The sequence below is a fragment of the Actinoplanes sp. CA-131856 genome (assembly GCF_050956135.1).
Taxonomy (GTDB): Bacteria; Actinomycetota; Actinomycetes; order Mycobacteriales; family Micromonosporaceae; genus Actinoplanes.
Genome location: NZ_CP191849.1, coordinates 7,139,091 through 7,152,070 on the forward strand (window position 1 = coordinate 7,139,091; position 12,980 = coordinate 7,152,070).

Annotated in this window: 9 protein-coding genes; 3 read left to right on the forward strand and 6 right to left on the reverse strand. The window is 70.9% G+C overall.

Annotated features, from left to right (window positions below; translation table 11 throughout):
* Positions 1-271: 271 nt before the first annotated feature.
* The 3 genes from ACQP2X_RS33070 to ACQP2X_RS33080 all read right to left on the reverse strand — a co-directional run bounded on the left by ACQP2X_RS33070 (position 272) and on the right by ACQP2X_RS33080 (position 3,885).
* A complete protein-coding gene (locus tag ACQP2X_RS33070) occupies positions 272-2,449 on the reverse strand; it encodes an MMPL family transporter (RefSeq protein WP_498688603.1) in 2,178 nt (725 codons plus the stop codon).
* A gap of 11 nt (positions 2,450-2,460) precedes the next feature.
* Positions 2,461-3,012, reverse strand: a complete 552-nt coding sequence (locus ACQP2X_RS33075; protein WP_498688604.1) for a TetR/AcrR family transcriptional regulator — start codon at positions 3,010-3,012, stop codon at positions 2,461-2,463.
* Between the two features lie 117 nt (positions 3,013-3,129).
* The gene (locus ACQP2X_RS33080) at positions 3,130-3,885 is read right to left on the reverse strand and encodes a S1 family peptidase (RefSeq protein WP_498688605.1); all 756 of its coding nucleotides are present in this window, start codon (positions 3,883-3,885) and stop codon (positions 3,130-3,132) included.
* Between the two features lie 230 nt (positions 3,886-4,115).
* Between ACQP2X_RS33080 and ACQP2X_RS33085 the strand changes: the two genes are divergently transcribed.
* Positions 4,116-6,329, forward strand: a complete 2,214-nt coding sequence (locus tag ACQP2X_RS33085; RefSeq protein WP_498688607.1) for an MMPL family transporter — start codon at positions 4,116-4,118, stop codon at positions 6,327-6,329.
* Positions 6,330-6,381: 52 nt separating this feature from the next.
* On the opposite strand, the gene ACQP2X_RS33090 is transcribed toward ACQP2X_RS33085, so the two are convergent.
* On the reverse strand, positions 6,382-7,596 hold the full coding sequence (locus tag ACQP2X_RS33090; RefSeq protein WP_498688609.1) for a YncE family protein: 1,215 nt from the start codon (positions 7,594-7,596) through the stop codon (positions 6,382-6,384).
* Between the two features lie 128 nt (positions 7,597-7,724).
* Between ACQP2X_RS33090 and ACQP2X_RS33095 the strand changes: the two genes are divergently transcribed.
* Both ACQP2X_RS33095 and ACQP2X_RS33100 read left to right on the forward strand, forming a co-directional pair.
* Positions 7,725-9,293: a helix-turn-helix domain-containing protein gene (locus tag ACQP2X_RS33095; protein WP_498688612.1), complete on the forward strand. Its 1,569-nt coding sequence runs from the start codon at positions 7,725-7,727 to the stop codon at positions 9,291-9,293.
* A 10-nt stretch (positions 9,294-9,303) separates the two neighbouring features.
* Positions 9,304-9,843, forward strand: a complete 540-nt coding sequence (locus ACQP2X_RS33100; RefSeq protein WP_498688614.1) for a DUF4240 domain-containing protein — start codon at positions 9,304-9,306, stop codon at positions 9,841-9,843.
* Positions 9,844-9,908: 65 nt separating this feature from the next.
* On the opposite strand, the gene ACQP2X_RS33105 is transcribed toward ACQP2X_RS33100, so the two are convergent.
* A complete protein-coding gene (locus ACQP2X_RS33105) occupies positions 9,909-11,684 on the reverse strand; it encodes a right-handed parallel beta-helix repeat-containing protein (protein ID WP_498688616.1) in 1,776 nt (591 codons plus the stop codon).
* Between the two features lie 379 nt (positions 11,685-12,063).
* Entirely contained in the window at positions 12,064-12,960 is an 897-nt protein-coding gene (locus ACQP2X_RS33110) for a LysR family transcriptional regulator (RefSeq protein WP_498688618.1), read from the reverse strand.
* Positions 12,961-12,980 lie beyond the last annotated feature (20 nt).

Sequence of the window (12,980 nt, forward strand, 5' to 3'; positions counted from 1 at the left end):
GCTACGCGACGGAACGGCTGTCGCCCGCACACATGACTCGATCAGTCGTATTACCGCCCATGCCCGAAATATCGGGCATGGGCGGGATCAGATGCTAGTTCCGGCGGACAGGAGCGACCCCGGAATCGGAGCCGAGGCGCGGAGGCAGCCAAAGCAGACGTCCGTGATCGGCACGGGTCGTCGACGGTCGGGAAAAGCCGAGCCGGCGCTCGGTGATCCGGACGCCGGCTCGATGCGGTGCGGCGCCCGGTGGTCTCGGGCGCCAGTGAGGTCAGGACGTGGTTACGGTCTGCTCCTCGTGGCGGTTGGTGGGGGTCTCGCGTTCCAGGGCGGCGCCTTCCACGTCCACTACCGGGAGCCAGGACAGCCAGCGTGGGAGCCACCACGCTGAGCGGCCCATCAAGGCGATCGCGGCCGGGACCAGGATCATGCGGACCACGATGGCGTCGAACAGGATGCCGATGGCCAGGGCGAACGCGATCGGCTTGATCGTGTCGTTGCCCTCGGGGACGAAGCCGGCGAAGACCGAGAACATGATGGTGGCCGCCGCCACCACCACCGGGGCCGCCTGCTTGAAGCCTGTCACCACGGCGTCTTTCGGGGAGGCTCCGTGTGCGTGGGCCTCGTGCATTCGTGACACCAGGAAGACCTGATAGTCCATGGCCAGGCCGAACAGGATGCCGACGATGATGATCGGGGCCAGGCTCAGCAGCGGGCCGGTGGTCTGGGCGTTCACCAGATCCGACAGCCAGCCCCACTGGAAGACCGCCACCGTCGCGCCCAGGGCCGAGCCGATGGTCAGCAGGAAGCCGAGCACGCCGACCACCGGGACCAGCAGTGAGCGGAAGACCAGCACCAGCAGGATGAAGGCCAGTCCTACGACCAGGATCAGGTAGCGCGGCAGGGCCTCGTCCAGCTTCTGCGACACGTCGATGCTGACCGCTGTCGTGCCGGTGACGTAGACCTTGGCCTCCGGGCCGTCGGCCACGTCGTCGCGGATGGCGTGGACCAGGTCGATCGTGGCGGTGTCCTCCGGGCCCGAGGCCGGGATGATGGTGATCAGGGCCGCGTTTCCGGCCTGGTTGGGCTGGGGTGGGGCCACCACCGCGACACCGGGGAGCGACTGCACCTTCTGCTGGACCGTGGTGGCGTACGCCGGGGAACCGGAACCGTCGACCAGGACCAGCAGCGGACCGGCGAAGCCGGCGCCGAAACGCTCGGCGATGATGGCGTCGGCCTTGGCCGCGCTGCTGCCGTCGGGCGATTTCTGGATAAGCGTGGTGCGCAGCGAGAAGAACGGGATCGAGACGACCGCCAGCGCCGCCACCGCCAGCACCAGGCTGATCACGCGGCGGCCGGTGACCAGGCCGGCCCAGCCGCGGAAGAAGCCCCGGTCGCGCACCGGCGCCGCGGCCGGGTTGGAGCGGGCCTTCTTCGGCAGGGCGCGCATGCCGAGCGCGCCCAGGATCGCCGGGAGCAGGGTGATCGCCACCAGCACGGCGACCACGATCGTCGCCGCCGCGGCCAGGCCCATCTCGGTGAGGAACGGGATGCCGGCGACCGACAGGCCGGCCAGCGCGATCACCACGGTCAGGCCGGCCGTCACGACCGCCGAACCGGCCGTGCCGACGGCCAGCGCGGCCGCCTCGGCCGGTGGCAGCCCGCGCCGGAGCTCCTGTCGATGCCGGGTGACGATGAACAGGGCGTAGTCGATGCCGACGGCCAGGCCCAGCATGACGGCGAGGATCGGGGTGGTCGACTGCAGGTCGACGAAGCCGGTCAAGGTGGTGATGCCGAGCGCGCCGATGGCCACACCGACCAGCGCCGTCAGCAGGTTCATACCGGCCAGGACCAGGGAGCCGTACGTCACCGCGAGCACCACCAGCGCGACGACGACACCGAGGATCTCGCCCGTGCCACCGATGTCGGCCCCGGACTCCTGCGTCGCGTCGCCGCGCGCCTCGACGGTCAGCCCACCCGCGCGGGCGTCGTCGACCACCGCGGTCAGCGCCTCACGCTCCTCGACGGTGATCTCCGAGTTCTGCACGCCGTAGCTCACGGTGCTGTACGCCGTGCTCTGGTCGCGCGAGACGGTCGGCGACTTCGGGTCGAGCGGGTTGCTGGCCGCGAGCACGCCCGGCAGCTTGCCCAGCTTCTCGACAGTGGCCGCGACCTTGGCCGCGTTGGCCTGGTCGGTGATCTTGGCGCCGCTGGGGGCCTCGAAGACCACCTGGGCCGACGCGCCCGCCGAGGCGGCGCCGAAGCGCTCGCGCAGCAGCTTGAGCGCGACCGTCGACTCCTGGCCGGGGATCTCGAACGTGTTCACGGTCTTGCCGGACAGCGTCGCCGCGCCCACGCCGAGGGCTATCAGCGCCGCCAGCCAGACGACCATGACTATGGCCTTGTGTCGTACCGAGCCCAGTCCCAGGCGATGCAGCAACGTTGCCATGAGCAGATTCCTTACTTGTGGCCGAGCGTGTCGTAGCTGACGGCGATGAGGTCGTCGAGGGTGACGACCAGGGGCTTGTCACGCATGGTGATGCCGAGCAGGACGAGCGCGCCGAGGGCACCCACCACGCGGATGGCGCGGGCGTTGTCACACTCGGGCTCGAGGGCGAAGGCGGCGAAGATGCCCTGCCCGAGCTCGTGCAGGGCGAGACCCAGATCGGACTCGGGATCGCTCTGCAGGCCGGACAGGAGCAGGGCCACCGTGCCGGGGAAGTCCATGGCCAGCTGGGCGATCTCGGTGAGCACCGCGCGGTCGCGGCCGGGGCCGGGCGGCAGGCCCTGCACCTGCTCGGCGATCTCGCGGACCGCGCTGAGCGCCTTGTCGACCACCGCCTGCTGGAGCGACTCCTTGGTCGGATAGCGGTGGAGCAGGCCGGTCTTGGAGTAGCCCACCGCGTCGGCGATGCGCTGGACGGAGGTCTCCTTGAAGCCGTGCCGCGCGAACAGGCTGGCCGCGGCTTCGAGGATCTCGTCGTCGATCTGCTGCTTGGTCGGGCGCGGCATGCGGACCAGAGTAGTCGGTAGCGGACCATGTTGGTCGGTAACCGACCGTGGCGGTCCTCACAGAGCAGAAAGCCGGCCGTGGGGTTTGTTCCCCACGGCCGGCCGTTGAATCGTGTTCTAGCGGGTGGCCTGCCTGATCCAGGAGGCGATGTTGTCGGTCCGGGCGGCGGTCTCGATGCCCATGTGCGGGCAGGAGGGCCCGGTGCTCACCACGGCCACCAGTTCGCCGCGCTTGGTGAAGAACGGCGCGCCGGAGTCGTACGGGCATGGCGTCGTGTCCGGCGACGGGGCGTACCCCTGAAGGCCCGTCACGTTGGCACTCAGCTCGGCCACCTGGAGCAGGCCGGTCTGCAGGCGGGTCACCGGGGCCGGGTTGACGCTGGTGGTGGAGCCGTAACCGGTGAGGCGGACGATGGTGCCGATCTCCGGCGCGGTCCGGCCGATCTTGATGGGGCGGATGTCGCGCACCGGCTTCGCCAGCTGGGCCACGGCGACATCCGCGGTGGGCGACTGGCGGACCGCGACGATCTCGATCTCGTGACCACGGGTGGTGTCGGTCAGATCGGTGCGCCCCACCGTGGCGGTGGTCAGGTCGGCGACCGGGCGTTCCACGCGGACGCCGGCGGCGTCCCGGAAGCAGTGCCCCGCGGTGATCACCCAGCGCGACGAGATCAGGGCGCCCGAGCAGGCGCTGTTCCGCTTGCCGCCGTCGGCCGTGGGAATGCCGGTCATGGTCAGTTTGACGGAGAAGGCGTACTTGCCGATGGGTACGGGTTCGCCGTTCGCGACCGCGTTCGCGGGCCCCGTCACGCCGAACAGCACGCCGCCGATCGTCGCCGCGGCGACGAGCATCGACCCTATTCGCTGTCTCATGTGGAGGACGCTAGTACAGCCGCGCCTCAGGGGCATTCCGGGGAAAGCCCTGAGACTTTTCCGGCCGACACGCCCGATTCGGTCGCTTTGGAGGGGCGTTCCCGCTGCTTATCCGACAGTTGTCCGCCAAGAAGTCCTCGGGGGACGACGGGGGTTCGGCCCGGATGTTCCCAGCTCCCCGCCTGCCTAATTTCAGGTTCGACACAGAAAACTTTCTGGGGGGCTCTCGAATGAGTAAGCGGCCGGTAACAGTACGCGTGGCGCGATGGAGCGCCGAGCATCCGTGGCGCGCCATCGCGTTGTGGGTGGCGTTCGTCGCGGTGTGCTTCATGGCCGGCAACATGGCCGGGGCCAAGGAGGCGACCGCCGAGGACAGTGCGATCGGCGAGGCCGGCCAGGCCTACGTGATGATCGACAAGGGCGGGTTCGACTCCGCGCCGGCCGAGGACAACGTGCTCATCACGGCCCGTTCCGGCGCCCTGGACAAGGCGGCCGGCGACCGCGCGGCCGCCGACGCGGCCACCGCCCTGCGCAACGCCACCGGCGTGTCCGCCGTGGGCGAGCCGATCCCGTCCCGTGACGGCTCGGCGCTGCTCGTGCCGATCACGATGAGCGGCGACCCCGACACCGCCTCCGACCGGGTCGGCCCGCTGCACGACGCGATCGCCACCGTGCAGGAGAAGCATCCCGAGCTGCGCGTGGAGCCGGTCGGCGGGCCGACCATCGGCAAGGCGCTCGACGACACCCTCGGCAAGGACTTCCAGCGGGCCGAGATCCTCAGCCTGCCGGTCACCCTGGCCATCCTCATCCTGGTCTTCGGCGCGCTGATCGCGGCCGGCGTGCCCGTGCTGCTCGCGCTCATGTCGGTCGCGGCCGCGATGGGCCTGTCCACACTGGCCTCGCACCTGATCCCGTCGACCGACACCACCAACAGCGTCATCCTGCTGATCGGCATGGCCGTCGGCGTCGACTACTCACTGTTCTACGTCCGGCGCGAACGCGAGGAACGGGCCAAGGGCCGCGGCCACGTCGACGCGGTCGAGGTCGCCGCCGAGACCTCCGGGCACGCCGTGGTCGTCTCCGGCACCGCCGTCATCATCGCCATGGCCGGGCTGTTCCTGGCCCGCGACGCCGTCTTCTCCTCGCTCGCCGTCGGCTCCATCCTGGTCGTGGCGGTCGCGGTCATCGGCTCGCTCACCGTCCTGCCGGCCCTGCTGGCCAAGCTGGGCCGCTGGGTCGACCGCCCCCGGGTGCCGCTGCTGTGGCGTCTCAGCGCCCGCTCGTCCTCGTCATCCGGCAGCCGCGTCTGGCGCGCCATCCTGCACCCGGCCCTGCGCTGGCCGGCGGCCACACTCCTGGTCAGCGTGCTGGCCCTGCTGGCCCTGGCCGCGCCCGCGCTGGGCATGAAGCTCAAGTTCCCGGGCACCGAGGACCTTCCCCGGACCACTCCGGCGATGCAGGCGTACGACCGTCTGACCGCCGCCTATCCGAGCAACGGCACCGCACACGACGTCGTCGTCGAGGCGCCCGCGTCGTCGGCCGCCGACGTCAAGGCGGCGCTGACCAAGCTCGCGCAGAGCACCCAGGGCGACTCCCTGTTCGCCCCGCTCGAGGAGACCGGCCCGGACATCAAGGTGTCGGCCGACAAGACGATCACGATCCTGGACGTGGCGACGCCGTACTCGTCCCGCAGCGACGAGGCCGCGGACTCCCTGCACAAGCTTCGCGAGACGCTGGCGCCGGCGGCCCTGTCCGGCGTGCCCGGTGCGACATACGCGGTGGGCGGCGGCGTGGCCGAGAGCGAGGACTACGCGGCCCACGTCTGGCGGACGCTGCCGCTGGTGGCCGGGTTCGTGCTGGTGCTGACCTTCCTGGTGATGGCGTGGACGTTCCGGTCGGTGGTCGTCGCGCTCACCTCGATCGCCTTGAACCTGCTGTCGGCCGCCGCGGCGTACGGCCTGCTGGTCCTGGTCTTCCAAGGCACTTGGGCCGAAGGCCTGCTCGGTTTCGAGTCGATGGGCGCCATCGTCTCGTGGCTGCCGCTGTTCCTGTTCGTGGTCCTGTTCGGCCTGTCCATGGACTACCACGTCTTCGTGGTGAGCCGCATCCGCGAGGCGGTGCAGCGCGGCGTGCCGACCCGCGAGGCGGTGGCCGAGGGCATCACCGGCTCGGCCGGCACGGTCAGCAGCGCGGCCCTGGTCATGGTGGCGGTGTTCTCCATCTTCGCCACGCTGAGCACCATCGACATGAAGCAGCTGGGCATCGGCCTGGCCGCCGCGATCCTGCTGGACGCGACGATCATCCGGGCCGTGGTCCTGCCGTCACTGATGACCCTGCTGGGCGACAAGAACTGGTGGGCGCCGCGCTTCATGCGGCCCCGGGGGCGGCACGCGGCCCCGGTGTCCCCCGCCGCTCCCACCCCGGAGCTGGTCGGCCGCCGCTGATCCCGTCGGCCGTCCAGAAGCCCCCGGCAATCCCGCCGGGGGCTTCCCTCTGTCATGCCGGCGATTGCCAGCTCGCCGGGAGATGGCCGATGCGGACGCGCTGGGGATGGTCGCCGACCGGGACCGAGGCGACCCGGCGGCCGGTGGCGAAGCTGATGGCGCTGACCCGGTCGGCGCCGGACTCGGAGATGACGCAGTCCCTGCCGTCGCCGCTCACCGTGGCCCAGTAGGGCTTGGACGCCTCGACGAGCGGGCCCTCGGCCAGGGTGGCGCGGTCGACGACGGTGGCGTAGTCGTCCATCGTGCCGGCCACGCAGAGCTTGGCGCCGTCCGGGCTGATCGACAGGCCGTGGTGGCGGGAGTCGTTGACCCAGGTGGTGCGGTCGGTGCTGGTGGCCGGATTCAGCGGCAGCGGCTTGACCCGGGTGATCCGGTCGGCGGCCACGTCGTACTCGATGAGACCGGCGAAGAACGAGACCTGGAAGTACAGCTTCGACTCGTCCGGGGTGAACACCGCGGGGCGCACGGCGTCGGAGAGGTCGCGCCGCCCGAACGCGTCGAGCCTCTGGCGCATGTCGATGGTCCGTACGACTTGGAAGGTCCTGGTGTCGGCGATCGTGAGGTGGCGGTCGCCCTTGGTCCAGTCGAGCCACGGGTCGTCGAGCGCCGTGTTGACCTCGCCGATCGAGGAGTTCCAGAGATAGCGGCCGTTGCCGGTGTAGATGTTCTCGTGCGGCTTGTCGCCGGCCGTGAAGGAGCCGAGCTGGCGCCCGGTGACGATGTCGAGCACGTGCACGGTGTTGGAGGTGGAGGCCGAGACGGCCACCGAACGGCCGTCGGGCGAAACGGCCATGTGGTCGCTGCGGAAACCGGAGACGGGGAAGCGCCACTTGAGCGCGCCGGTGGCCAGGTCGATCGAGACCACGTCGGCGAAGCTGGGCCGTGAGGCGACCAGAGCGGTGCCGTCGGGCGTGGTGTACATGTCGTCGACCAGCTGATCGTGCCCCTCACCCGGGCCGGAGCGGATGCCCAGGAAGAAGGCCAGGCGGATCGGGTTGAGGGCGATCTCGGTGAGGCGCTGGTTCTTGTCGGGTACGACGTTCAGCCGGCCGAGCTTGGCGTAGTCGCCGCTCGACCGGATGACGTCGACGGTGCCCTCCCAGTTGTTGCCGACGAACATGACCTCCCGCAGCTCGTCCTGTTTCGCCAGTGGCGTCAACGTCAGCAGGACGGCCGTCGCCGCCCCGACCATTCGACCGGCAAACATGCCATCCTCCCGGGGGTTACCTTGCGGTAACGACATCGAAACAAGAGAATCTCTCGCATCGATAGAGGCCGGCGGCCAAGCCCGGGCCGCCGCGTTGTGCCCCGCACACAACGCCGGAGGAGGCGCCGATGCTGACCGAGCTGGTCCGGGGCCTCGCCGCCGACCAGGCGCTGGTGGACGAGGTGCTCCGGGCGGCCGGCGGCCCCACCGCGGCCACCCGGTCCCAGGTCGCCGCGCTGTTGGCCGCCGGCTGCGAAGCTTTCCTCCGTTTGTCCGACAGCCCTTCCGCACCCGCCGCCCACCCCACGCCGGCCTCGGGGAGCCCGGTGCCCGCTGCGGCCGGCATCTCCTCCCCGGCCGGCGCCTCCTCCCCGGCCGGCACCTCCTCGCTGGCCGGCACCTCCTCCCCTGTCGGTGCCTCCTCGCCGGTCGGCGCCTCCCCGCTGGCCGGCACCTCCTCCCCTGTCGGTGCCCCCTCGCCGGTCGGCGCCTCCTCGTTGGCCGGCGCCTCCTTGCCCGCTGGCGCCTCCTCGCCGGTCGACGCGGAGTTCGGATTCGTGGTCGACTTCAGTGCGGCCTGCCGGTTCGGGGCCGAGCTGGCCGCGCGGGGCGTTCCGGTGGCCGGGTTGATCGCCGGGGTGCACGCCGGGCGCAGCCGCCTTCTCGAGATCGCCGTCGACCGGGGCCGCGCGGCCGGCGTCGCGGACGAGGCGCTGCTGCGCGGGCTGCTCAAGCTGGAGACGTACGGCCGAGCGCTCGAACGCCACGTCATCGAGGGCCACCGGTCGGCCGCGAGCGGACTCGACCGCGACGACCGCGCGGCCCGGATGCGAGTGCTGCGGCGCGTGCTGCTGGACGACACGTCGATCCCGGACGACCCGGCCCGGTTCGGCCTACGCGAGGACGGCCTCTACCACTGCCTGCTCTCGGACGTGGCCGATCCGGCCCGGGTGCGCGCCCTGGAGGAGGCGGTCGCCCACTGCGGCGGCGTCCTCGCCCCGGTGGCGGGCCGCATCGGCGGGCTGACCCCACGGCTGCCCACGGGTCGCGTGGTCGAGCCACCAGTGCTGATAGTCGCCACACCACCGGTGCCGCTCGCCGCCGCACCGGCCGCCCACCGCCTCTGCGTCGCCGGTCTCCACGCGGCCCGCGCCTCCAAGCCGGCTCGCGCCCCCGAGCCGACCCCCCGCGCCTCCAAGCCGACCCGCGCCCCCGAACCGGCCCGCGCCTCCAAGCCGGCCCGCGCCTCCAAGCCAGCCCGCGCCTCCGAGCCAGCCCGCGCCTCCGAATCGGCCCGCGCCTCCGAGCCGCCCGGCGGCCGCCAGCCGCCGGGCACACCGCCGTCCGCCTCGGTGGGCGGGATGCGCTGGGTGACCGACCTGGCCGTGGAGACCGCATTCGCCGCTCAGCCCCTGCTGGGGTCGCTGCTCGGGGCGGAGCTGCTGGCCACGCTGGACCCGGCCGACGAGTTCCACCGGGAGCTCGCCTGCACCGCCCTGGCCTATCTCGACCACGGGCACCGCCTCGACCTGACCGCGGCGGCGCTGCATCTGCACCCGAACACGGTCCGCTACCGCCTCCACCGGCTGACCGAGCTCACCGGGTTCGCCGAGGCGCTGCCGGTGGCCGAGACCGTCCGGTGGTGGTGGGCGCTGCGATCCTGGTGCCGCCGTCCGTCCAGTTTGGACGAGCGATAGCATCCCGCGCGTGGACGAGACGCTGAAGAAGCCGGGCCGCGTGCCGACGGCGGCGGAAGAGGACCGGTTCTGGGCTCTGATCGAGTCCGCCTGGCAGCGCCTCGGCCCCGAGCCGGCCGCGCTGCGCCGGGCGCTGACCGCGCGCGATCCGGGCGACGAGGATTTCGAGGTGTACGCCCTGGACGGCTGGCTGGCCCCGTTCCTGCGCACCCTGACCGAGCTGTCGGCGGAGCTGCCGGGCGCCGACCTGGCCGACCTCGACCGGGTGCTGGAGCGCAAGCTCCACGACCTCGACCGGGCCGACATCCACGAGGTGACCGACGGCTCGGACGACGGTTTCCTGTACGCCCGTGGGTTCATCGTCGCCCTGGGCCGCGACTACTACGAGGCCGTCCGGCGCGATCCGGCCGTCGCCGTGCTCGACGCCGACTGCGAGGAGATGTGCTACTTCTTCGCCCACCTCCACGAGAACCGTTTCGGCGCCGCCCCCGAGAAGGACTCCACGATCTCCCGCGAGACCGGCGACAACGTGGCCGGCTGGACCCCGTAACTCCACGGCCGGCTTCCGGGCCGCCGCCACCACGGTCGGTGACCGGCGGCCCGGCATCGTTCCCGCTATGGCGTGACCACCCTGCCGCCCAGGGTCACCACCAGTGTGCCGTCGGAGGCGTAGGACCAGGCCAGCGCGCCCGACAGCGTGCCGCATCGGGAGCCGTTGGAGCCGCTCCAGAACTGGTTCGAGCTGTCGCTGTTCCCGACGATCTTGTCGTTGGAGCCGCTGCCGGAACGGCACGACGTGTTCGTCCGGAAGACCGACGTTCCGCCGTCGAACGAGAAGTTCCGTTCCGTGTTGTCGATGCTGATGTTGTTGGAAATCGTCATGGTGCCGAGGTTCCGGTTGTACGTGAAGCCGTGCTTGCCGTTGCGATAGGCGATGTTCCGGCGGATCGTGTGGTTCACGCCGATGTCCTCGCCGCCCAGCTTGTATCCGTTACGGTCGCCGGCGCCGGCCTGGCTGCCGTCGGTGAGCGTCCCATTGGCGTACGCCAGGGAATCCTCGATCGTCACCGCCCCGATCGGTCCCGTGTCGGTCTTGGTGTAGAGGTCCCAGCCGTCGTCGATGTTGTTGTGCGACACCGCGTACCGGAAGACGTTGCCACTGCCGACCGTCAGTTTGGCCGCGAAACCGTCCGCGTCCTCACCGTCGGAGTCCGCGTTGTCGTGCGATTCCGCGCTGAGCACGAGGTTGTTCGCCGGCCATTGCGAGTTCGGCGTGTCCGAGGCGATGCGCGAGATCTGCAGTCCGCTGTCCCGGTTGAAACGCGTGATCGTGCGCTCGAAGATGTTGTTGCTGCCACCGACGAAAATGCCGTTGTCGCCGGCTCGCTCGACCACGATTCCGCGCACGTGCCAATAGTTGCCGTTCACGGCCAGCCCGCGGTTGGCCGGGTCTTCGGCCTGGGCCGAGAAATTCAGGACCGGGGCTTCGCCGGGGTACGCCGTGAGCACTTTCCGGGCCGATGATGTTCCATTGTTGCCGGCCGCGATGGTGACGGTCTGCGAGAACGCATAGGTCCCGCCGCGCAGATAGATCGTCCCGCCGGCCGCGATCCGCGTGATCGCGCTGGCCAGCGTCGTCGGCTCGGCCTGCGTGCCCGCCGCCGACGCGCTGCCGTTCGGCGCGACATAGAGCGCGCCGCTCGTGGGTGGCGGCGTCGTCGGCGGCGGAGTCGTAGGCGGTGTGGTGGCGGGCGGTGTCGTCGGCGTCGTTCCGCCCGACGAGTCCACCACCACATCGTCGAAGCGCCCGGCCGCGGCCTCGGTCAGCAGCCCGATCCGCCCGGCCGCGATCGACGTGTCGGTGGCCGAGCCGACGCTCGTCCCGTTCACGGTCCCGCTGATCGTGCTGCCGTCGACGGTGAGCCGCAGCGTGTACCAGGTGCTCGACGAGATCGTCTGGCTGACGCCGCCCAGCACCTTGACCGTGCTGCCGTTCATGGCCTCGAGCTGGACCCGGTTGGGGGTCAGAGACAGCCGGTACATCTTCGTGGCGCCGGCCGCCCGGGCCGTCAGCGCGACCACTCCGGCGCTGGAACCGAACGAGGTCGCCTTCACCCGCGCCTGCACCGAATAGTTCGTCCAGGCGGTGTCACCGGCGAACTCGCGGGCCCGCGCACTGCCGGCGTCGGACTGCTGCAACACCTGCGACCCGTCGGCGACGACCGACCAGGTGCCACCCGATTTCGACCATCCGCCGGCCCCGGACTCGAAGTCGGCCGAGAAGACCGTGGCCGCTTGAGCGTCGGCCACGGTGAGCGCGATTCCGGCCGACACGAGCGCGGCCGTCAATCCGGCGCCGGCGGCCCAGCGCGCACGAGGGGAGGTTGACATGAGCTTTTCTCCTTGGAGCGATGGACGACTCCGCGATAGCCCAGGCGCGGAAATTACAGCCGATCTCTGCAACATCTGCCCGCGTATTTGCAGCCTCCCACAACCGCAACACAGCCCGAATATGCCACCCAGCATCCATCGGGGTCAATGAATAGCATTTGCAGGTTTGTTGCATCGAAAAGAAGCTGATCCCTCGGTGGAGGCCTGATCGAAGACGGCCATCCGGTCGAGCCATGGTGCTCTCCGGCCGCAGGCCAGGGCGGTGGCCGGTGCCGGTGCCGGTCCGCCGAGGATTCTCGTGTCGCCGGAAGGACGAAAGACCTCAGCCGACGAGACGGGCTGGCTGTGACTGAGTTGCTGACCGTCGTGGGGAGGGCTGTCAGTAGCGTTCGCGCTGGACCACGTGAGCGTCGATCAGGTCCAGGAACGCCCTTGTCGCCCTGGTCGGGGCCATGGAGACTGCCGTGGCCACGGCCAGCGTCCACGTCTCGGCCGGTGGGTCGAGCGGGACCGCGACCACCGTCGTCGTGGTTTCGGTGACCAACGGTGGGACCAGGGCTATGCCGATGCCCGACTCGACGAAGCTCGGGACCGTGCTCAGGTCGCTCACCTCGACCGCTATCTGGCGGGTTATGCCGGCGCCCCGGAAATCCAGGTCGGTGCGGGAACGGTTGCAGAAACCGGTGGGCAGGTCGATGAACGGCTCGGCCGCCACCTCGGGGCGGGTCACGCTGTCGCGGGTGGCCAGCGGGTGGTGGGCCGGGACGAGCAGGCGCGGCTGAAATGTCGTGATCGGGTCGAGGCGTACGCCGGGAACGGGGTTTTGCACTCCGACGAAAGCGACGTCCAGCGTTCCCGCCCGCAAGGCCTCGAGGAGGCCGTCCGTGCCGGCGGCGTCGATGCTCAGGCTCAGCTGGACCTTGGGGTAGCGCTCGCGGAAGTCGCGGACCAGCGAGCGCAGGTCGACCACCGTCAGGCCGCTGAGCGTGCCCACGCGCAGGCTGCCGGTGACGCCGCCCAGCACGCCGTTCACCGCCTCGCGGGCCTGGTCGAGTGAGTCCAGCGCGCGGCGGGCCTCCGGCAGCAGGGCCCGGCCGGCCTCGGTCAGTGTGACCTTGGTGGTGCTGCGCTCGAACAGCGGGGCGCCCAGGTCGCGCTCCAGCGCGCGGATGCTGGCCGACACGGTCGACTGGACCGCGTGGGTGCGGCGCGCGGCGCGGGTGAAGCTGAGCTCCTCCGCCACGGCGACGAAGAACTGGAGCTGGCGCTGTTCCACGCGACCAGCTTATCGCCCAC

What these genes read in the sequence shown, in the direction of transcription:
- ACQP2X_RS33070 (WP_498688603.1), bottom strand. Translation starts at nt 2,449, where the DNA reads ATGGCAACGTTGCTGCATCGCCTGGGACTGGGCTCGGTACGACACAAG.
- ACQP2X_RS33075 (WP_498688604.1), bottom strand. Translation starts at nt 3,012, where the DNA reads ATGCCGCGCCCGACCAAGCAGCAGATCGACGACGAGATCCTCGAAGCC.
- ACQP2X_RS33080 (WP_498688605.1), bottom strand. Translation starts at nt 3,885, where the DNA reads ATGAGACAGCGAATAGGGTCGATGCTCGTCGCCGCGGCGACGATCGGC.
- ACQP2X_RS33085 (WP_498688607.1), top strand. Translation starts at nt 4,116, where the DNA reads ATGAGTAAGCGGCCGGTAACAGTACGCGTGGCGCGATGGAGCGCCGAG.
- ACQP2X_RS33090 (WP_498688609.1), bottom strand. Translation starts at nt 7,596, where the DNA reads ATGTTTGCCGGTCGAATGGTCGGGGCGGCGACGGCCGTCCTGCTGACG.
- ACQP2X_RS33095 (WP_498688612.1), top strand. Translation starts at nt 7,725, where the DNA reads ATGCTGACCGAGCTGGTCCGGGGCCTCGCCGCCGACCAGGCGCTGGTG.
- ACQP2X_RS33105 (WP_498688616.1), bottom strand. Translation starts at nt 11,684, where the DNA reads ATGTCAACCTCCCCTCGTGCGCGCTGGGCCGCCGGCGCCGGATTGACG.